We start from the raw sequence: 15,487 nt of genomic DNA, 5'->3' as shown, positions 1-15,487 counted from the left end.
ACAGGGGAGGGCGTAACATGCTGGTGATCCGCCCGCTTCAGTCTGACGATCTGGAAGACCTCTATGCCATGGCCCAGAAGGCCGGCAAAGGCCTGACCACACTGCCCGCCGACCGGGAACTGCTTCAGCGCAAGATTGATCGCGCCCGTGAATCCTTCAATCAGCGCTGTGCGCCGGAAGCGGCCCTGTACCTGTTTGCGCTGGAAGATATTCAGGCCAGGAAGACCGTTGGCATCAGTGGTATCGAGGCCAGGGTTGGCCTCGAAGAAGTGTTCTACAATTACCGGCTGAGTGTCACGGTCAATGCATCGAAAGAGCTGGGTGTGCATGTGCGCACGCCCACGCTGAACCTGTCCAACGACATGACCGACACCACCGAAATCTGCTCGCTGCTGCTTTCCGACGAGTATCAGGGGGGTGGCAACGGGCTGTTGTTATCCCGCTGTCGTTTTATGTTCCTGGACGATTTTCGCAAACGTTTTTCCGACAAGGTTTTCGCGGAAATGCGTGGGGTCTCGGACAAAGATGGCAAAAGCCCCCTGTGGGACGCCCTGGGCAGCAAGTTCTTTGACATGGAGTTCAGCCAGGCCGACATGCTCTCCGGGCTCGGCAATAAATCGTTCATTGCTGAACTGATGCCGAAATACCCCATCTACCTGCCGATGTTGCCAGACGCCGCGCGGGCGGTCGTTGGCATGGTGCACGACAATACCCGGCCGGCGCTGAAGATGCTGCAGGCCGAAGGTTTCAACTTCAACGGCATGGTGGATATTTTCGATGGCGGGCCTGTGGTTGAAGCCTTTGTCCATAACATTCGTACGGTGAGGGAAGCGGTCAACCGGCATGCCATGGTAGTTAATCACAGCATGGATCTGGATGTGCCGGCAGAGCAACGGGTGATGATCTCGAACCGGTCGTTCCGGGACTTTCGGGTAACCACCATACCCATGAACTGCATCGGGCCCGACACTGTCAAAATTCCTAGAGTGCTGGCCGAGGCTCTTTTAGTGGAGTCGGGTGATCCGGTGCGTATTGCCCCCTTGAAGGAGGGTGCTTTGTCGCCGATCCGGCCAAACAATTCCGAACCGGGAGGTGGTAAATAATGGCAAACCTGACAGGCAATGTGTACATCGACGGGCTCTGGCTGCAAGGCCACGGAGCGCCCTTCGAATCGGTGCAGCCGGTAACAGGTGAAACGGTCTGGGATGGCAATGCCGCCAGTCTCGAAGATGTGGACGCAGCGGTTCGGGAAGCTCGAAAGGCGTTTTTGGCCTGGCGCCGGAAAAGTCTCGCAGAACGCCAGGCGGTGATTGAGGCCTTCGGGGAACTGCTTGAGGCCAACAAGGAAGAAATGGCCCATCAGATCGGCCTGGAAACGGGAAAGCCTCTCTGGGAGTCCCGCACCGAAGTGGCGGCCATGATGGGTAAAATTCCGATCTCCGTGAAAGCCTACAACGAGCGTACGGGGCACACTGAATCTGACGTGGCCGGCGGACATGCGGTGTTGCGCCACCGCCCCCATGGCGTGGTCGCCGTATTTGGCCCCTATAATTTCCCGGGCCATCTGCCCAACGGGCACATTGTGCCGGCCTTGCTGGCCGGCAATACCGTGGTGTTCAAACCCAGTGAACTGACCCCGGGGGTGGCGGAACTCACCGTCAGGCTCTGGGAAAAAGCCGGTCTGCCGGATGGGGTGATCAATCTGGTTCAGGGCGGTTCCGATACCGGCAAGTGCCTGGCCCGCCACCCGCTGATTGACGGTTTGTTCTTTACCGGCAGTTCCACCGTTGGGCACCTCCTGCACGAACAGTTCGGCGGCCAGCCGGAAAAGATCCTGGCTCTGGAGATGGGCGGTAATAACCCGCTGATCGTTCAAAATGTGTCAGACCTGGATGGCGCCGTGCACCACGCACTGCAGTCCGCGTTCCTTTCGGCCGGACAGCGCTGTACCTGTGCTCGCCGGTTACTGGTGCCCAAAGGCAAGAAGGGCGAAGAATTCCTGGCACGGCTGGTGGAAGTCGCGGCCCGCATCACCGTAGCGGAATTCGATGCCGACCCGCAGCCGTTCATGGGCTCGGTGATCTCAGCCGAAGCGGCGAACCAATTGCTCAAGGCCCAGGCCGCAATGCTGGAAAAAGGCGCGACCTCTCTGCTGGCAATGAAACAGCTCAAGCCCGATACCGGCCTGTTGTCGCCGGGGATTGTGGATGCGACCGGGGTAGAGCTGGAAGACCAGGAGTTTTTCGGCCCGCTGCTGACGGTGTATCGCTACAAAGGCTTCGATGAGGCTCTGGAACTTGCCAACAACACCCGCTACGGCCTGTCTGCCGGCATCCTCAGCGATGACCGCAAACTCTATAACCGCCTGGTGGAGGAAGTGCGCGCCGGTATTGTGAACTGGAATCGGCCACTTACCGGGGCCAGCAGTGCCGCACCGTTCGGTGGTGTCGGCGCCAGCGGTAACCATCGTGCCAGTGCCTATTACGCGGCCGATTACTGCGCCTGGCCGATGGCCTCTCTGGAAGCCGGCAAGAGTGAGCTGCCGGATAGCCTGGCCCCGGGCCTGAATTTTGACTGACAGGAACAGCTGCCATGGTTAAACATGCGGTAGAAGCAAACTTCGATGGCCTGGTGGGTCCGACCCATAACTACGCCGGGCTGTCCTGGGGCAATGTGGCCTCAAAATCCAACGTCAATGCGGTGGCCAACCCCAGGGAGGCGGCACTCCAGGGACTGGCGAAGATGAAGCGGCTGGCGGACCGGGGCTATGTGCAGGGCATTCTGCCACCCCACGAGCGCCCGCACATTCCCACTCTCCGTGCGCTGGGCTTTGAAGGCAATGAGCGCCAGATTCTGGAAGCCGTAGCCAAGGCAGATCCCGCCATTCTGGCGGCGGTGTCGTCGGCGTCCTGCATGTGGACCGCGAACGCGGCTACCGTCTCTCCCAGTGCCGACACAGCCGATCACCGGGTGCATTTCACCCCGGCCAATCTCAGTGCCAAGTTCCACCGCTCCATTGAACACCAGGTCACGGGTCGTTCGCTGAAAGCGATTTTTGGTGACGAAAGCTACTTTGCCCATCATCCGGCGCTGCCGTCAGTCAGTCATTTTGGCGATGAGGGGGCGGCCAATCACACCCGCCTGTGCAGTCGCTACGGGGAGCCGGGCGTTGAGCTGTTTGTGTATGGCCAGGTCGCGTTCAATGAATCCGCTCCGGCGCCAGGCAAGTACCCGGCGCGCCAGACCCTGGAAGCGTCACGCGCCATTGCCCGCCTGCATGGCCTGACCGATCGCCATGCCGTGTTTGCCCAGCAGAATCCGGCGGCTATCGATGCCGGCGTGTTCCACAACGATGTGATTGCGGTCGGTAATGGCAATTGCCTGTTCTATCACGAGCAGGCTTTTCTTGAGGAAGCCCGGGTGCTGGCAGACATCCAGGAACGCCTGACCGGTGCCGAGCTGGAAGCCGTGCGTGTTTCATCAGCGCAGGTGCCCATCGAAGATGCGGTGGCTTCCTATCTGTTCAACAGCCAGTTGTTGAACACTGCCGATGGTATGCTGCTGGCTGTACCGGGTGAGTGCCGCGAAGTGGCCTCGGTCAGCCGGTATCTGGATGAACTGGTGAAAGCCGACACGCCGATCACCGCGGTGGAAGTGTTTGATGTCAAACAGTCCATGCGCAATGGTGGCGGGCCTGCGTGTCTGCGCTTGCGGGTGGTGCTCAACGACGCCGAGCTGCACGCTATCAACCGGGGTGTGATCCTGACCGATGCGCTCTATGAGCGACTGACCTCCTGGGTTGAAGCCCACTACCGCGACCAGCTCAGCCAGCAGGACCTGGCCGACCCGATGTTACTGGAGGAAGTGCGCAAGGCGCTGGATGAACTGACCGGTATTCTTGGTCTCGGCAGCATCTACGATTTTCAGTTGTAAGGCTGGTCAGCTCAGTGTACCGGCTCGCTGGAGATAGAGCGGGTGAGCATATCCATGGTATGACGAATGAGTGCTTCGGAAGGAAACTCCCCGGCCTCGGTGGATTCCGCCTGGCACAACATGATCACGCCATGCAGGGCGCCGCGCAGGTAAAGCGCGGTTTGCGCTGGCGACTGGATACGGTCGCGGCTGATGGTGCCGTCTTCCAGGCCAAGATGAATCGCCGCTTCCATCAGCACCATCAGTTCGTTCTTTGAACACAGCATCTCCCTGGCCTGGTCTTCTTCCGCATCGGCGATGGCGGTGGAAGCCTTGGTCAGAGCGGTGAAGTAGTCCGGAGCTTCCACAAAGAAACGGTAATAAGCCTCTCCCATGGCCCGGATCTTCCCGAGCCCGGTATCGGTTGCCTGCATCGCCCGCTCAAACCGGGTCACCAGATCCTGCCCGGCCCGCAGCATGATGCCTCGCTGGATGGCGGCCTTATCCTTGAAATAGACATAGAGCAGAGCCCGGCTCAGACTGGCTGTGCGCGCAATGTCGTCCATGGAGGTGCGGTCGTAGCCCTTTTCTGAGAATACCAGTTCGGCGGCGTCCAGAATGGCGTCGTACCTTGCCTGTTTTTCCCGTTCCCGTCGTGATTTCAGCGGTTCATTCATTGTGATCCCGAGCTTTCCGGCTTTGGCTGCATGATAACTGATAACCGATGAAAGCCGATTATTGACAATTTGTCAAAGAGTGACATGATGTCGGAAACAATGGGCAACCTCCGATGGACCGGAGGTCACAATCAACCTGTTCAGGGAAAGGGGCTGGAACACTATGTCTCTCACACTACGTCACTCTCCGTTTGTTCTGGCCAGTGCGCTGCTGGCCGTACTGTCTGTCTCCGGCTGCCGCGGTGGCGGTACCGAATCCGGCGAAAACGCTGAAAATACGCCGGTCTCCGTGCGGGTATCCGCTGTCACCGGTGGCCAGATGGAAGAAATTCCTCTGCGGTTTTCCGGCATTGTCCGTGCAGCCCAGCGTGCAACCCTCACATTTCAGGTCAGCGGGACGCTGAAGGAACGCCCGGTTGAGCTGGGGCAGACGGTAAAGCCCGGTGATGTGCTGGCGCGTCTGTACAATCCGGCGCTGGAACCGGCGCGGGATTCCGCAGCTGCCCGCCTGGATGAGCTGAGAACCCAGTTTGAACAGGCCCAGCGGGAGTGGGAACGCTCCAGCCGGTTGCATCAGCGAGGCGTGGTCTCGGAGCAGACGCTGGAACAGATTGCCGCCCGCCGGGATTCCCTGAGGGCGAGCATGGCGACAGCCGAAGCCTCACTGGCCGAAGCCACGAGGCTGCTTGAGGAAAGTGTTCTGAAAGCGCCCTTTGCCGGGCAGGTGGAAGCATTGCTGGTGGAGCGGGATGAGTTCGTGGGGGCGGGGCAGCCGGTCATGCGCTTGTCCTCGCCGCTGGGGCGGGAAGTGGAAGTGCGGGTGCCCGCGCACTTGCTCGGCCATGTCCGGATTGGTCAGGAGTTACCGGTTTGGCTGGTGCAGGACCGCAACCGTGAACCTGCCACCGGCACTGTGGTGGAGATTGCCCAGGGCAGTTCCATCCGCGGGGAACTGCATCCGGTACTGGTCAGCCTGCCACCAAATTCCCTGTCCTCCGGTGAGCCGGTGGAAGTGGGCATTGCCCCGGTGCGGGAATCTGCCATTACCGTGCCCCTGCTGGCGGTCGTTCGCGACAGTACCGGCACCAGTGTGTTCCGGGTGCAAGACCAGGTAGCTCAGCGGGTTCCGGTACAGGTCGACCGGGTCATCGGTGAGCGCGTCATGGTGCACCCGGGTGCATTGAGCCCGGGAGATCAGGTGGTGTATGCCGGTATGACCCGGCTGGTGGATGGTGACACCGTGGAGGTGCGCTGATGACCCGCCGACTGCTTAACTGTCAACGCTTGCTGGGCATGGTGGTGACCATGCTCTGCCTGCTCGGTATTGCCGCCTACAGCACCATGCCCCGTCAGGAAGATCCGAGTTTCCCATACCGGGCCGGTATGATCACGGTGAGTTATCCCGGTGCCAGTGCCGAGGCGGTTGAGCGCCTGGTGCTTCAGCCGCTGACCGATGAATTGCGTCAGGTCGAAGAGCTGGACTGGAGCCAGGGCACCGCCAGAACCGGCGTGGCACTGGCCCGGCTGAAACTCCGGGACCGCATCTACGACACCGATTCGGCGTGGGATCGGGTTCGTCAGGCCATGGAGCGGGCGCGCCAGGATTTCCCCGATGATGTGGGCCTGATGGAGCTGGATGACCGTCTGATCGACATCCCGGCCGTGGTGCTGGCCGTGGGCGGTTCACCCTCAGTGACTGAGCTTTCGGAGGTGGCCGAACGCCTGAAACAGAACCTTCTGGATATCCCTGGCATCTCCCGCATTGAACTTGAAGGGGATGCCGACGAACAGATTACCCTGGCACTTGACGACGCCGCGCTGTATCGGCTGGGAGTTCCGCCCAAGCGGATACTCGACACCCTGGCCCGGCGCAACCAGACCATCCCCGGTGGCTTCGTGGTGGTGGAAGGCAAGCGCCTATCAGTATTGCCGAACACTGAGTTCACGGACATAGACGCGATTCGCGCGACGCCCATTGAGCTGCCAGATGGCTCCCAGGTGCCCCTGGCAGCGGCCGCAGAAGTCTGGCGTGGGCCGGCCGAGCCCCGGCAGCCAGAGACCTGGTTCGACGGCGAGCGGGTGGTGTTGCTGTCAATTATCATGGAAGAAGGTTCCACCGACGCCATCCGCTTTGGCGAGCGGATCCGGGAACGGCTGGACCAGGTGCGTCCAGACTTCGAGCCGTACCAGCTCCGCGAGATGTTTTTTCAGCCCGACAAGGTGTCTGACCGGCTGGATGATCTGGCCTGGAGCCTGGTGCTGTCGGTACTGATCATTGTGGCGGTGGTATTTACCGGCATGGGTATCCGCATGGGCCTGCTGGTGGCGTCCATCCTGCCCATGGTGGCCCTGATCAGCGTGGGGCTCTATGACCTCGGGGGTGGGGTGTTGCATCAGATTGCCGTTATCGGGATGGTCATTTCCCTGGGTATCCTGATCGACAACGCCATTGTGATTGTTGAAAACATACAGGGCCATCTGGATGAGGGCATGCGCCGGCTGGATGCCCTGCGCAAGGCGGTCGGTGAGCTGGCCGGGCCGTTGGGTGCGTCTACCGGCACAACACTTGCCGCCTTTGCGCCGCTGTTGATGGCCAGGGGCGGCGCCGCGGATTTCACCCGGGGCGTGCCGGTGATGATCATGCTCACCCTTTCTGTGAGCTATCTGCTGGCAATTTCTGCCGTGCCCCTGCTGGCGGCGCGTTTTCTGAAGCCCCGGAAAAATATTCACAAAGACCGGCTTATCGGCCTGGCCAGCTACCTCGGTGGCCTGGTGTATCGGCACCCGGCCCGGTTGATCACCGCCGGCGCCCTGCTGGTGGTGATCAGCCTGGGCATGACCCCGTTCATGGCCCAGCAGTTTTTCCCCAACGCCGACCGACCTCGTGTCATCGTCGAAATGTACATGCCCGAAGGCACCGATCAGGCCCGAACCGCTGAAGTGGCCGCGGTTCTGGAACAGGCTATCCGGACCCGGCCAGAGGCACTGGAAGTGCACCGCTTTGTCGGTTTTACCGGGCCGTCGTTCTATTACAACCTGCAGCGCTCGCCACAGGCGCCTAACCGGGCAAGGTTGGTGGTTCGAACGCCAACGCTGGCCGATACCACCGACCTGGTGAAATGGATCCGCCACGAGGCCGCCCGGTCGCTGCCGGAGCTGGATATCACCGCCGGGATTCTGGGGCAGGGACCACCGCGGCCTGCGCCGGTAGAAGTCCGTGTCTTCCATCCGGACGACAACGCCCGCGCCCGAGCCACCGAGCAGGTCTATTCCATTCTCAGGGGTGTTGAGGGCACGGTGGATGTTCGCCATGATCTCGACATTGGTGTGCCCAGCATCGCCATCAATGTGGACGACGCCACCGCCGCCCGCTATGGCCTCACCCGAGCCGATGTTGCCCAGAGCCTGTATGGCCAGAGCTACGGCGCCGTGGCTGAGCGTTATCGACAGGAGGACGACCCGATACCCATCGTGTTGCGCTCCCGCGAAGGCACGTCGTTGTCACTGTCGCGCCTGCTGTCTGTGAATACCTACAACGACCAGGGCGATGCCATTCCACTATCGGCCGTGGCCACGGTGGAAACCACCTGGGAACCGGCGGCGGTTTACCTGCGCAACGGGGTACGGGTGAATACGGTCAGTGCCAATCTGGAGGAAGATTACAGCTTCAGCCAGGCGCTGGACGGCCTGTATGCGGGCCTGGAACAGAACTCGTTGCCGGCGGGCACGCGACTGGACATGGGAGGAGATGCCGAAGGTTCTGACCGTGCCAACTCCGCACTGCTGACCGCGGCCCCGATTGGCATGTTGCTGTTGCTGTTCTTCCTGCTGTTGCAGTTCAACTCCTTCCGGCGGGTGGGCATTATCCTGCTGACCGTACCGCTGGCAACCGTGGGCATCTTTCCGGGGCTGGTTCTGTCCGGTTCGCCCTTCGGTTTTCAGTCGCTGCTGGGGGTGATTGCTCTGGTTGGTATCGTGGTGAACAACGCCATCGTCCTGCTGGACGTAATGGATCGGGAGCTGGAACGGGGCCGAGCCATTGCCGATGCGGTACGCACCGCTGTGGAACGCCGTACCCGGCCCATCCTGCTGACCACCGCAACCACCGTGGCCGGCCTGCTGCCGCTGGCGTTCTCCAGCTCCACCTTGTGGCCACCGATGGCCTGGGCCATTATCAGCGGTCTGCTGGCTTCGACGGTCCTGACCCTGCTGGTGATCCCGGCGGTCTGCACCAAGCTGATCAAACTGCCGGTGGCCGAACCGGAAAACGCGCCGGCCTGATCCCGGTGCCATGTTCAGGGTCGCTCACAAAGAGCTGGCCCTGAACACCTCCTTGGCCCGAATCATCAACCCGACGCGCTGGCCCACAGGCACTGCCGGGTTCGGAAACACCACCGCCTCCGGCGCAGTGCCGACCCGGTAGTCATCCTGATCATCCTCCCAGATCACCGTGCCGGGCTGATACTCGGTAAAGTTCGCTACATTGTCCGGCACATGAAACCGGAAAGCCGGCCCGGTATTGAGCACCTCATGCACCACCTCAAACACCGTCAGATGATCAAACGGTGGCAGCACTGCCGGTGCTGCCTCACCCCGGAAACGCCGGCGCAAGGCTCGCTTAATGCCTTTGAACCGTCGAAGATCATTCCGGCCAAACGGCTCCACCTTGCCCAGCTCAATGGTAAAGCTCTCCGCCTTCAGAGTGCTGGCAGTGAACGATGAAAACACTGTCGATTCCTTATGCTGCAGCAACAGGGTTTCCACCTCGGCCTCCAGCAGGAACGCACACTGGCCTGCCGGAACGGACCGCCCTTCCACGAACGGGTACAACGCAAAGCGCTCCCGTTTGGACGGGCGAATAGCGGTATGCAGATCATAATGGCTTAACGCCAGACCCTGATGCGCCATCGCAAATTGCCGACACATTTCCTCCAGAAACCGAGCCCGCCGGCCCTCCGCAAGCCCGGAATATTCCGGTTTGCCATGGGCGCCATTGAACAACCGGTTCATGTTCACATCCAGAAACCGCTCACCCGCCACCATGGCAGGAGGGTTGCCCAGGATCAGCAGCAGCGGGCACGCCAGCGACCACTCCCCGGAAAACAGCTCCGAAACCAGCGTGTTGAGCACTTCAATCGGCGCCGTCTCATTGCCATGCACGCCGGCGGAAATGATCAGGGCTTCCTGATTCGGGTTAGCCCTGTCAGCCGGTGGCGTCAGCCACAGAACCCCGTTGGCCTTGCGGGAAACCTGGGTGCCATCGGGCAGGGCGGTTTTGGTTTCGGGGAGATCAGTGGAAGCGTTGGCGAGGGTATGGCTCAGCCAGTCCGGGTGAAAGTCAAAGAGTTGATTGGTTGCCTTCATAGACTCCCCCAGTACGGTTCGGGGTCAGACGGCAGGGATGTCCTTCCGGGAATGTCGAAGGCCAAGGATGGCCTTCGAGAAGCGCACAGGGATGTGCTCGTAGCGGTTCCCGGAAGGACATCCCTGCCGGCTGGCCATGCACCAGACTTGAATGACTGATATCCAGAGGTCAGGAATTAACCGGCCGCTGATGCCGCAAAAGATGATTTTCCAGCTTGCGGAAAGCAAACACCAGAATAAACGTCAGCGCCATATAGCAAAGCGCCACGAAAATAAACGCATCAAACGGCGCATAAAACCGCGAATAAATGTTCCGCGCCGCCCCTGTCAGATCAACAATGGTGACCACACTGGCAATCGCACTGGCGTGCAGCATGAAAATCACCTCATTGGAATAGGCCTGAACCGCCCGTCGCGCCGCACTCGGCAGAATGATCCGGCGCATCCGCAGAAACCAGTTCATACCATAGGCTTTCGCCGCCTCAATCTCACCATGGGGCGTCGACATGATCGCCCCCCGGATAATCTCCGTGGTGTAGGCTGCGGTATTCAGCGTGAAGGCCAGTAGGGCAGGATAAAGAGGTTCCCGGAAGATCTCCCACCAGAAAGTCTCCTGAATCCCCGGAATCTGCGCTACTCCATAATAGATAATGTACAGCTGGATCAGCAGCGGCGTGCCCCGGAACAGATAGGTGTAGATCCAGATTGGCCCGGACACCAGCGGATTCCGGACCGTACGCAGAATCGCCAGCGGCACCGCCACCACCAGGCCGATGACCAGCGACAGAAACACCAGGTGTACGGTCGTAACCAGACCGTCCCAGTACTCCATCAGCGTCATGGCCGTGAAAATTTCGTTCTTGTTCAACCACTCGGCAATGAAATCAGGCATCGTTTAATTCCCCTGAACCACGCCGACATTGGCTCGACGATCAAGCCACTTGATAAACAGCTCCGACCCCGCCGTCAGCGCCAGATACACGGCAGCCACCGGTACGAAGAAGTGGAAAGGCATGCGCTCCGCCTTGGCGGCTTCCTCCGCCACCCGAACCATATCGGTCAGGCCAATGATGGACACCAGCGCTGTGGTCTTGAGCAACACCTGCCAGTTATTGCCGATGCCCGGCAGGGCATGGCGCAACATCTGCGGGATCATCACCCGCCGGAAGGTATGCCAGCGGGAAAAACCATAGGCCTTGGCCGCCTCAATCTGACCGACATCCACTGCCAGAAAGGCGCCGCGAAAGGTTTCGGTCATATAGGCACCGAAAATCAGACCGATGGTCACCACGCCGGAAATGAAAGGATCAAACTGGAAGAAAAAGTCGATACCGCGGGTTTCCCACAGATAATCCGAAAGCATGTTCACCGCTACCTGGCCGCCGTAATAGAACAGCAGCATCATTACCAGGTCCGGAACCCCGCGAATCAGCGTGGTATAGGCGGTTGCGATGCCGGCGGCAACACGGCTGCCGGAGAGTTTTGCGCTGGCACCAACCAGGCCAAGCGCCAGGGCCAGGGCCAGAGACAGGAAGGCCAGCTCAATGGTGATGACCGCTCCTTCTGCGAGGGCCGGGCCATAGCCTTTCAGATCAAACATGGGAGTATCCGGTCAGCGGGGGCGACGTGGCGCCGCCCCCGTGGTCATTACATCTTGATATCGTAGTTAAAGTACTTCTTCATGATGGTGTCGTAGGTGCCATCTTCCTTCAACGTGCGCAGGGCGGCGTTTACTTCATCGGCCAGGTCGGCATCACGCTTGCGCATGGCAACGCCCACACCTTCACCCAGTTTCACAGGCTCGCCCACTTCCTTGAAGCCGTCTTTGGACAGAACAGTCTGCTCACCCACCGGATAGTCGACAAAGACCACGTCCAGGCGCTGCCCTTCAAGGTCCAGCACCATGTCATCAGCGGTGGTGTAGCGCTTGATTTCAACAATGCCACCCATGTTCTCTGTCACGTAGGTGTCCATGGTGGTACCGCGCTGAACACCGACAGTCTTGCCTTTCATGGCATCCATATCAGTGACGTCGGTGCTGAAATCGTTCGGGCCGAACCAGCCGCCCGGGGTATTGTAGTACGGCTCGGAGAAGAGCACGCGCTCTGCACGCTCCGGTGTAATCGACATGGAAGACATGATCAGATCAAACTTACGAGCCAGCAGGCCCGGAATCATGCCGTCCCATGCCTGGATGACGAATTCGCAGTTGGCGTTCATCTCTTCACACATGGCGTCGGCCAGTTCCACTTCAAAACCGGTCAGCTCACCGTTTTCGTCTTTGTATTCGAATGGCTCGTAGGGCACATCAAAAGCAATGCGCAGGTTTCTTTCCTGAGCCTGGGCCGTGCCGGCAACCAGGGCCAGGGCGCAACTTGCTGCAACAATCAGTTTTTTCATGTGTCACTTCTCCGGTAATTCGCCACAAAGGCTTTATTTTTTATGGAAGTTTCGGGAGCTATTCTTCAACGCCTCGTCCAACACCGATTCAAGATAGCACTGGTGTTCAGAACTTGGGAGCAAGAAATTGCTTCATACGCTCGGAATCCGGGTTGTCAAAAACCTTGTCCGGGGTTCCCTGCTCCTCAATCACGCCCTGATGCAAAAACAGGACCTGGCTCGACACATCCCTCGCAAACGCCATCTCGTGGGTGACCACGATCATGGTTCGGCCTTCCTCGGCCAGACTCTGCATAACTTTCAGGACCTCGCCCACCAGCTCCGGGTCCAGGGCCGAGGTTGGCTCATCAAACAGCATCACTTCGGGTTCCATGGCCAGCGCCCGGGCAATGGCCGCCCGCTGCTGCTGTCCGCCGGACATCTGGGCCGGGTAATAGTCCTTGCGTTCGTAGATGCCGACCTTGTTCAGGTAGGCCTCTGCGCGCTCAATCGCTTCTTTTTTCGGAATCTTCAGAACGTGAACCGGCGCTTCGATAATGTTCTCCAGCACCGTCATATGGGACCAGAGATTGAAGCCCTGGAAGACCATGGAGAGGCGAGCCCGGATCAGTTCCACCTGGCGGTTATCGGCGGGTACCCGTTCACCTTTTCGGTTTTCGGTGAACCGGATTGGGTCGCCGTGCACAATAATGTCACCGGAGGTGGGGGTTTCCAGCAGATTGATGCAGCGCAGAAAGGTACTCTTGCCGGAACCGGAACTGCCAATCAGGGAAACCACATCACCCTTACGGGTTTCCAGAGAGATGCCCTTGAGAACTTCCAGCTTGTTAAAGGTCTTGTGGATGTCCCTGCAAATAAGAGGCGCTGGTTCCGCCATGGCTGGCTCCTGAGACTGTCATACAAAGGCGCATGTTTTACGGACTGTTGCCGTGGAAATCAATACCGCTTTGTTGGGTTTTCGTGAAAGTTGTTGGACTCGAGTGAGACTCGAATGACCTCTGCCCCCTGGTTTTCCAGGCTTCTCAATGAATCCTGAACAAAACGTACGTGGGCCATGGCCACCTTGCGGGCGGTTGTGGCCTTGCCCGCCATAATGGCCTGATAGATCTGCTTGTGCTGCTTCATGATTAACTGGCGCATCTCCGCCCTTGGATTCAGGTTGGCAACGGAGGCATGCACGGTCAGCAGCATCATGTTTTTCAGACCATTGAGCACATGTACCAGTACCGGGTTATGAGATGCTTCAATTATAGCCTGGTGAAAACCGTGGTCGGGTTTGGCGTTGCTGAGCGGGTCGGTGTCTTCCAGGGCACGGTAGGCTTTGGTAATCCGGTGTAGATCACCTCGGGTGGCGCGCTGGGCTGCAAGTTCGGCCGCCTGGCCTTCCAGCTGTTCGCGCACTTCCAGCAGGTCATAAAGGGTGCGGGGGTGGCCGGCAAACAGGTGCATCAACGGGCTGTTGTCTTCCAGATCGTCTGTGTTCGGGACAATGCTGGCAACAAAAGATCCCCGTCCATGCTGGGTTTCGATGACGCCCCGCCCCTGGAGTTCATGCAATGCTTCACGAATGATGGCCCGGGAAACCCCCAGTCTGGTCGAAAGCTGGCGCTCCGAGGGTATCTTCTGCCCCGGTGCCAGGCCGCCGTCGAGAATCAGCCGCTCTAGCCTGAAGGAAATTTCCTGCGATATCCCCATGTTTTCTACCTGACGGGTCTTGCTGGTCAGACCAGTTGCTGTTGTTCAAGTGATCAGGAAGTCCTTCTCGAGTGTTGCCCTCCAGACCGCTAACTATGGCCTATAGCACCGAATTCGTCCATTTTGCCGCAATTAAAAACTGGTCTGACCAGTTGGCAATTCTCTGGACTAAACCGCACCTGCCTACGAATATCTTTTTAATGCTGGCATTTGCTGGTGTTGGATTACCTCTGCATAACAACAAAGTGAACGGAGATGTTTCGATGAACATCAATGATAACAACGACAAGCATTGTGATTCAGACGCAAACCCACCACGCCGGAGTTTTCTCAAAAAAATGGCGGTTGGTGCAGCCCTGGCAGGCGCGCTGACACTGGGCGCCGGTCAGGCCCAGGCCGCGACTACCTGGAAAATTCAGTCGGTGTGGGATGCGGGCACGGTTGGCTATGACCTGTTCGAGGAATGGTGCAACAGCATCAAGGAAAAATCCGGCGGAGAACTTATTTTCAGGCCGTACCCCGCAAAGGCGGTCGCGGCCGACAACAACGCCCTGTTTGATGCGGTACGTAATGGCGTACTGCAGGGTATGAACCCGTTTACCCTGTACTGGTCAGGCAAGATTCCGGCATCGGTGTTCCTGTCGTCCTACCCGGCTGGCCCGGATCAGCCACACCAGTGGGACACCATGTTCTATTCCCTGGGCATGCTGGAAAAAACCCGGGAGATCTACAAAAAATACGGGCTGTTCTACGTGGGCCCGATTCAGCACGACGCCAACATCATTCATTCCAAGAAGCCGGTGAACAGCCTGGCGGATCTCAAGGGTATGAAGATCCGGGTGCCAGGCGGCATGGTGGCTGAAGTATTCCAGCAGTTCGGGGTATCCACTGTCAGCCTGCCGGGTTCCGACATCTTCCCGGCTCTGGAAAAGGGCACCATCGATGCGGCGGACTACGTGGGCCCGGCAGTGAACTATGAGCTGGGCTTCTCCCAGGTGACCGATTACATCCTGTTCGGGCCTCCAGGGGTGATGTCTATTTACCAGCCGGTGGATCTGATGGACCTGACGGTAAACCTGCGTGCCTGGAACGCCCTGGATCCGAAACTGCAGCAACTGGTTGAGGAAGAAGTGCGCAATTACTCCCAGAAGCACTACCTGACCATCCAGAAGCGCAACATCGAAGCCATGGAGAAGTTCAAGGCGGATGGTGACACCGTCACGCGTCTGAGCCAGCAGGATCTGCAGGAGTTCCGTCGCGCGGCAATTCCCATCTGGTACAACTGGGCGAACAAGAACGAGGATGCCAAGGCCATCTTCGATATGCAGCTCGAGTACATGATGAACGACACCGTGGGCTACGTCACCGAGGAAGACCTCAAGGCGGCTGGCAAGTAAAGCGGCACTACCAACAACAATCAAAAAAGCGGGGAAGGGCAG

At 59.2% G+C, this 15,487-nt stretch carries 13 protein-coding genes; 6 read left to right on the top strand and 7 right to left on the bottom strand.

Annotated features, from left to right (window positions below; all coding sequences use genetic code 11):
• The first annotated feature begins 17 nt into the window (after window positions 1-17).
• Genes astA through astB form a run of 3 tightly spaced genes read left to right on the top strand, consistent with a single transcriptional unit; the run spans window position 18 to window position 3,933 of the window.
• Window positions 18-1,103 carry an arginine N-succinyltransferase gene (gene astA, locus OZ656_RS17195; protein ID WP_113879245.1) on the top strand — a complete coding sequence of 362 codons (1,086 nt, stop codon included), beginning with the start codon at window positions 18-20 and terminating at the stop codon, window positions 1,101-1,103.
• A complete protein-coding gene (astD, locus tag OZ656_RS17190) occupies window positions 1,103-2,578 on the top strand; it encodes a succinylglutamate-semialdehyde dehydrogenase (protein ID WP_278350538.1) in 1,476 nt (491 codons plus the stop codon). Before astA ends, astD begins: the two co-directional genes overlap by 1 nt.
• Before the next feature lie 14 nt (window positions 2,579-2,592).
• A complete protein-coding gene (gene astB / locus OZ656_RS17185) occupies window positions 2,593-3,933 on the top strand; it encodes an N-succinylarginine dihydrolase (RefSeq protein WP_278350539.1) in 1,341 nt (446 codons plus the stop codon).
• 11 nt (window positions 3,934-3,944) lie between these two features.
• Here the strand turns inward: astB and OZ656_RS17180 are convergent, their stop codons facing one another.
• Window positions 3,945-4,589: a TetR/AcrR family transcriptional regulator gene (locus OZ656_RS17180; RefSeq protein ID WP_141067961.1), complete on the bottom strand. Its 645-nt coding sequence runs from the start codon at window positions 4,587-4,589 to the stop codon at window positions 3,945-3,947.
• 163 nt (window positions 4,590-4,752) lie between these two features.
• Between OZ656_RS17180 and OZ656_RS17175 the strand changes: the two genes are divergently transcribed.
• Window positions 4,753-5,844, top strand: a complete 1,092-nt coding sequence (locus OZ656_RS17175; RefSeq protein ID WP_199451841.1) for an efflux RND transporter periplasmic adaptor subunit — start codon at window positions 4,753-4,755, stop codon at window positions 5,842-5,844.
• Entirely contained in the window at window positions 5,844-8,870 is a 3,027-nt protein-coding gene (locus OZ656_RS17170) for an efflux RND transporter permease subunit (RefSeq protein WP_278350540.1), read from the top strand. Before OZ656_RS17175 ends, OZ656_RS17170 begins: the two co-directional genes overlap by 1 nt.
• A gap of 24 nt (window positions 8,871-8,894) precedes the next feature.
• Here OZ656_RS17170 and OZ656_RS17165 read toward each other — a convergent pair whose 3' ends face one another.
• The 6 genes from OZ656_RS17165 to OZ656_RS17140 form a co-directional block, all read right to left on the bottom strand.
• Window positions 8,895-9,953 (bottom strand): succinylglutamate desuccinylase, encoded by a 1,059-nt coding sequence (locus OZ656_RS17165; RefSeq protein ID WP_278350541.1) that lies wholly within the window; start codon window positions 9,951-9,953, stop codon window positions 8,895-8,897.
• A gap of 169 nt (window positions 9,954-10,122) precedes the next feature.
• Complete coding sequence (locus OZ656_RS17160; RefSeq protein ID WP_014422561.1) at window positions 10,123-10,845, bottom strand: ABC transporter permease; 723 nt, start codon at window positions 10,843-10,845, stop codon at window positions 10,123-10,125.
• Window positions 10,846-10,848: 3 nt separating this feature from the next.
• Window positions 10,849-11,553 (bottom strand): ABC transporter permease, encoded by a 705-nt coding sequence (locus OZ656_RS17155; RefSeq protein ID WP_014422560.1) that lies wholly within the window; start codon window positions 11,551-11,553, stop codon window positions 10,849-10,851.
• A 47-nt stretch (window positions 11,554-11,600) separates the two neighbouring features.
• Window positions 11,601-12,353, bottom strand: coding sequence for a transporter substrate-binding domain-containing protein (locus OZ656_RS17150; protein ID WP_023008671.1), 753 nt, complete (start codon window positions 12,351-12,353; stop codon window positions 11,601-11,603).
• A gap of 106 nt (window positions 12,354-12,459) precedes the next feature.
• Entirely contained in the window at window positions 12,460-13,230 is a 771-nt protein-coding gene (locus OZ656_RS17145) for an ABC transporter ATP-binding protein (protein WP_153740585.1), read from the bottom strand.
• 59 nt (window positions 13,231-13,289) lie between these two features.
• Entirely contained in the window at window positions 13,290-14,048 is a 759-nt protein-coding gene (locus OZ656_RS17140; protein WP_153740586.1) for an FCD domain-containing protein, read from the bottom strand.
• 338 nt (window positions 14,049-14,386) lie between these two features.
• Here OZ656_RS17140 and dctP point away from each other — a divergent pair, with 338 nt between their 5' ends.
• The gene (gene dctP, locus OZ656_RS17135; protein WP_014422556.1) at window positions 14,387-15,445 is read left to right on the top strand and encodes a TRAP transporter substrate-binding protein DctP; all 1,059 of its coding nucleotides are present in this window, start codon (window positions 14,387-14,389) and stop codon (window positions 15,443-15,445) included.
• The last annotated feature ends 42 nt before the right edge of the window (window positions 15,446-15,487 follow it).

The organism is Marinobacter sp. LM1 (assembly GCF_042763285.1).
Classification (GTDB): domain Bacteria; phylum Pseudomonadota; class Gammaproteobacteria; order Pseudomonadales; family Oleiphilaceae; genus Marinobacter; species Marinobacter nauticus.
This window is presented reverse-complemented; position numbering and strand designations above follow the sequence as displayed.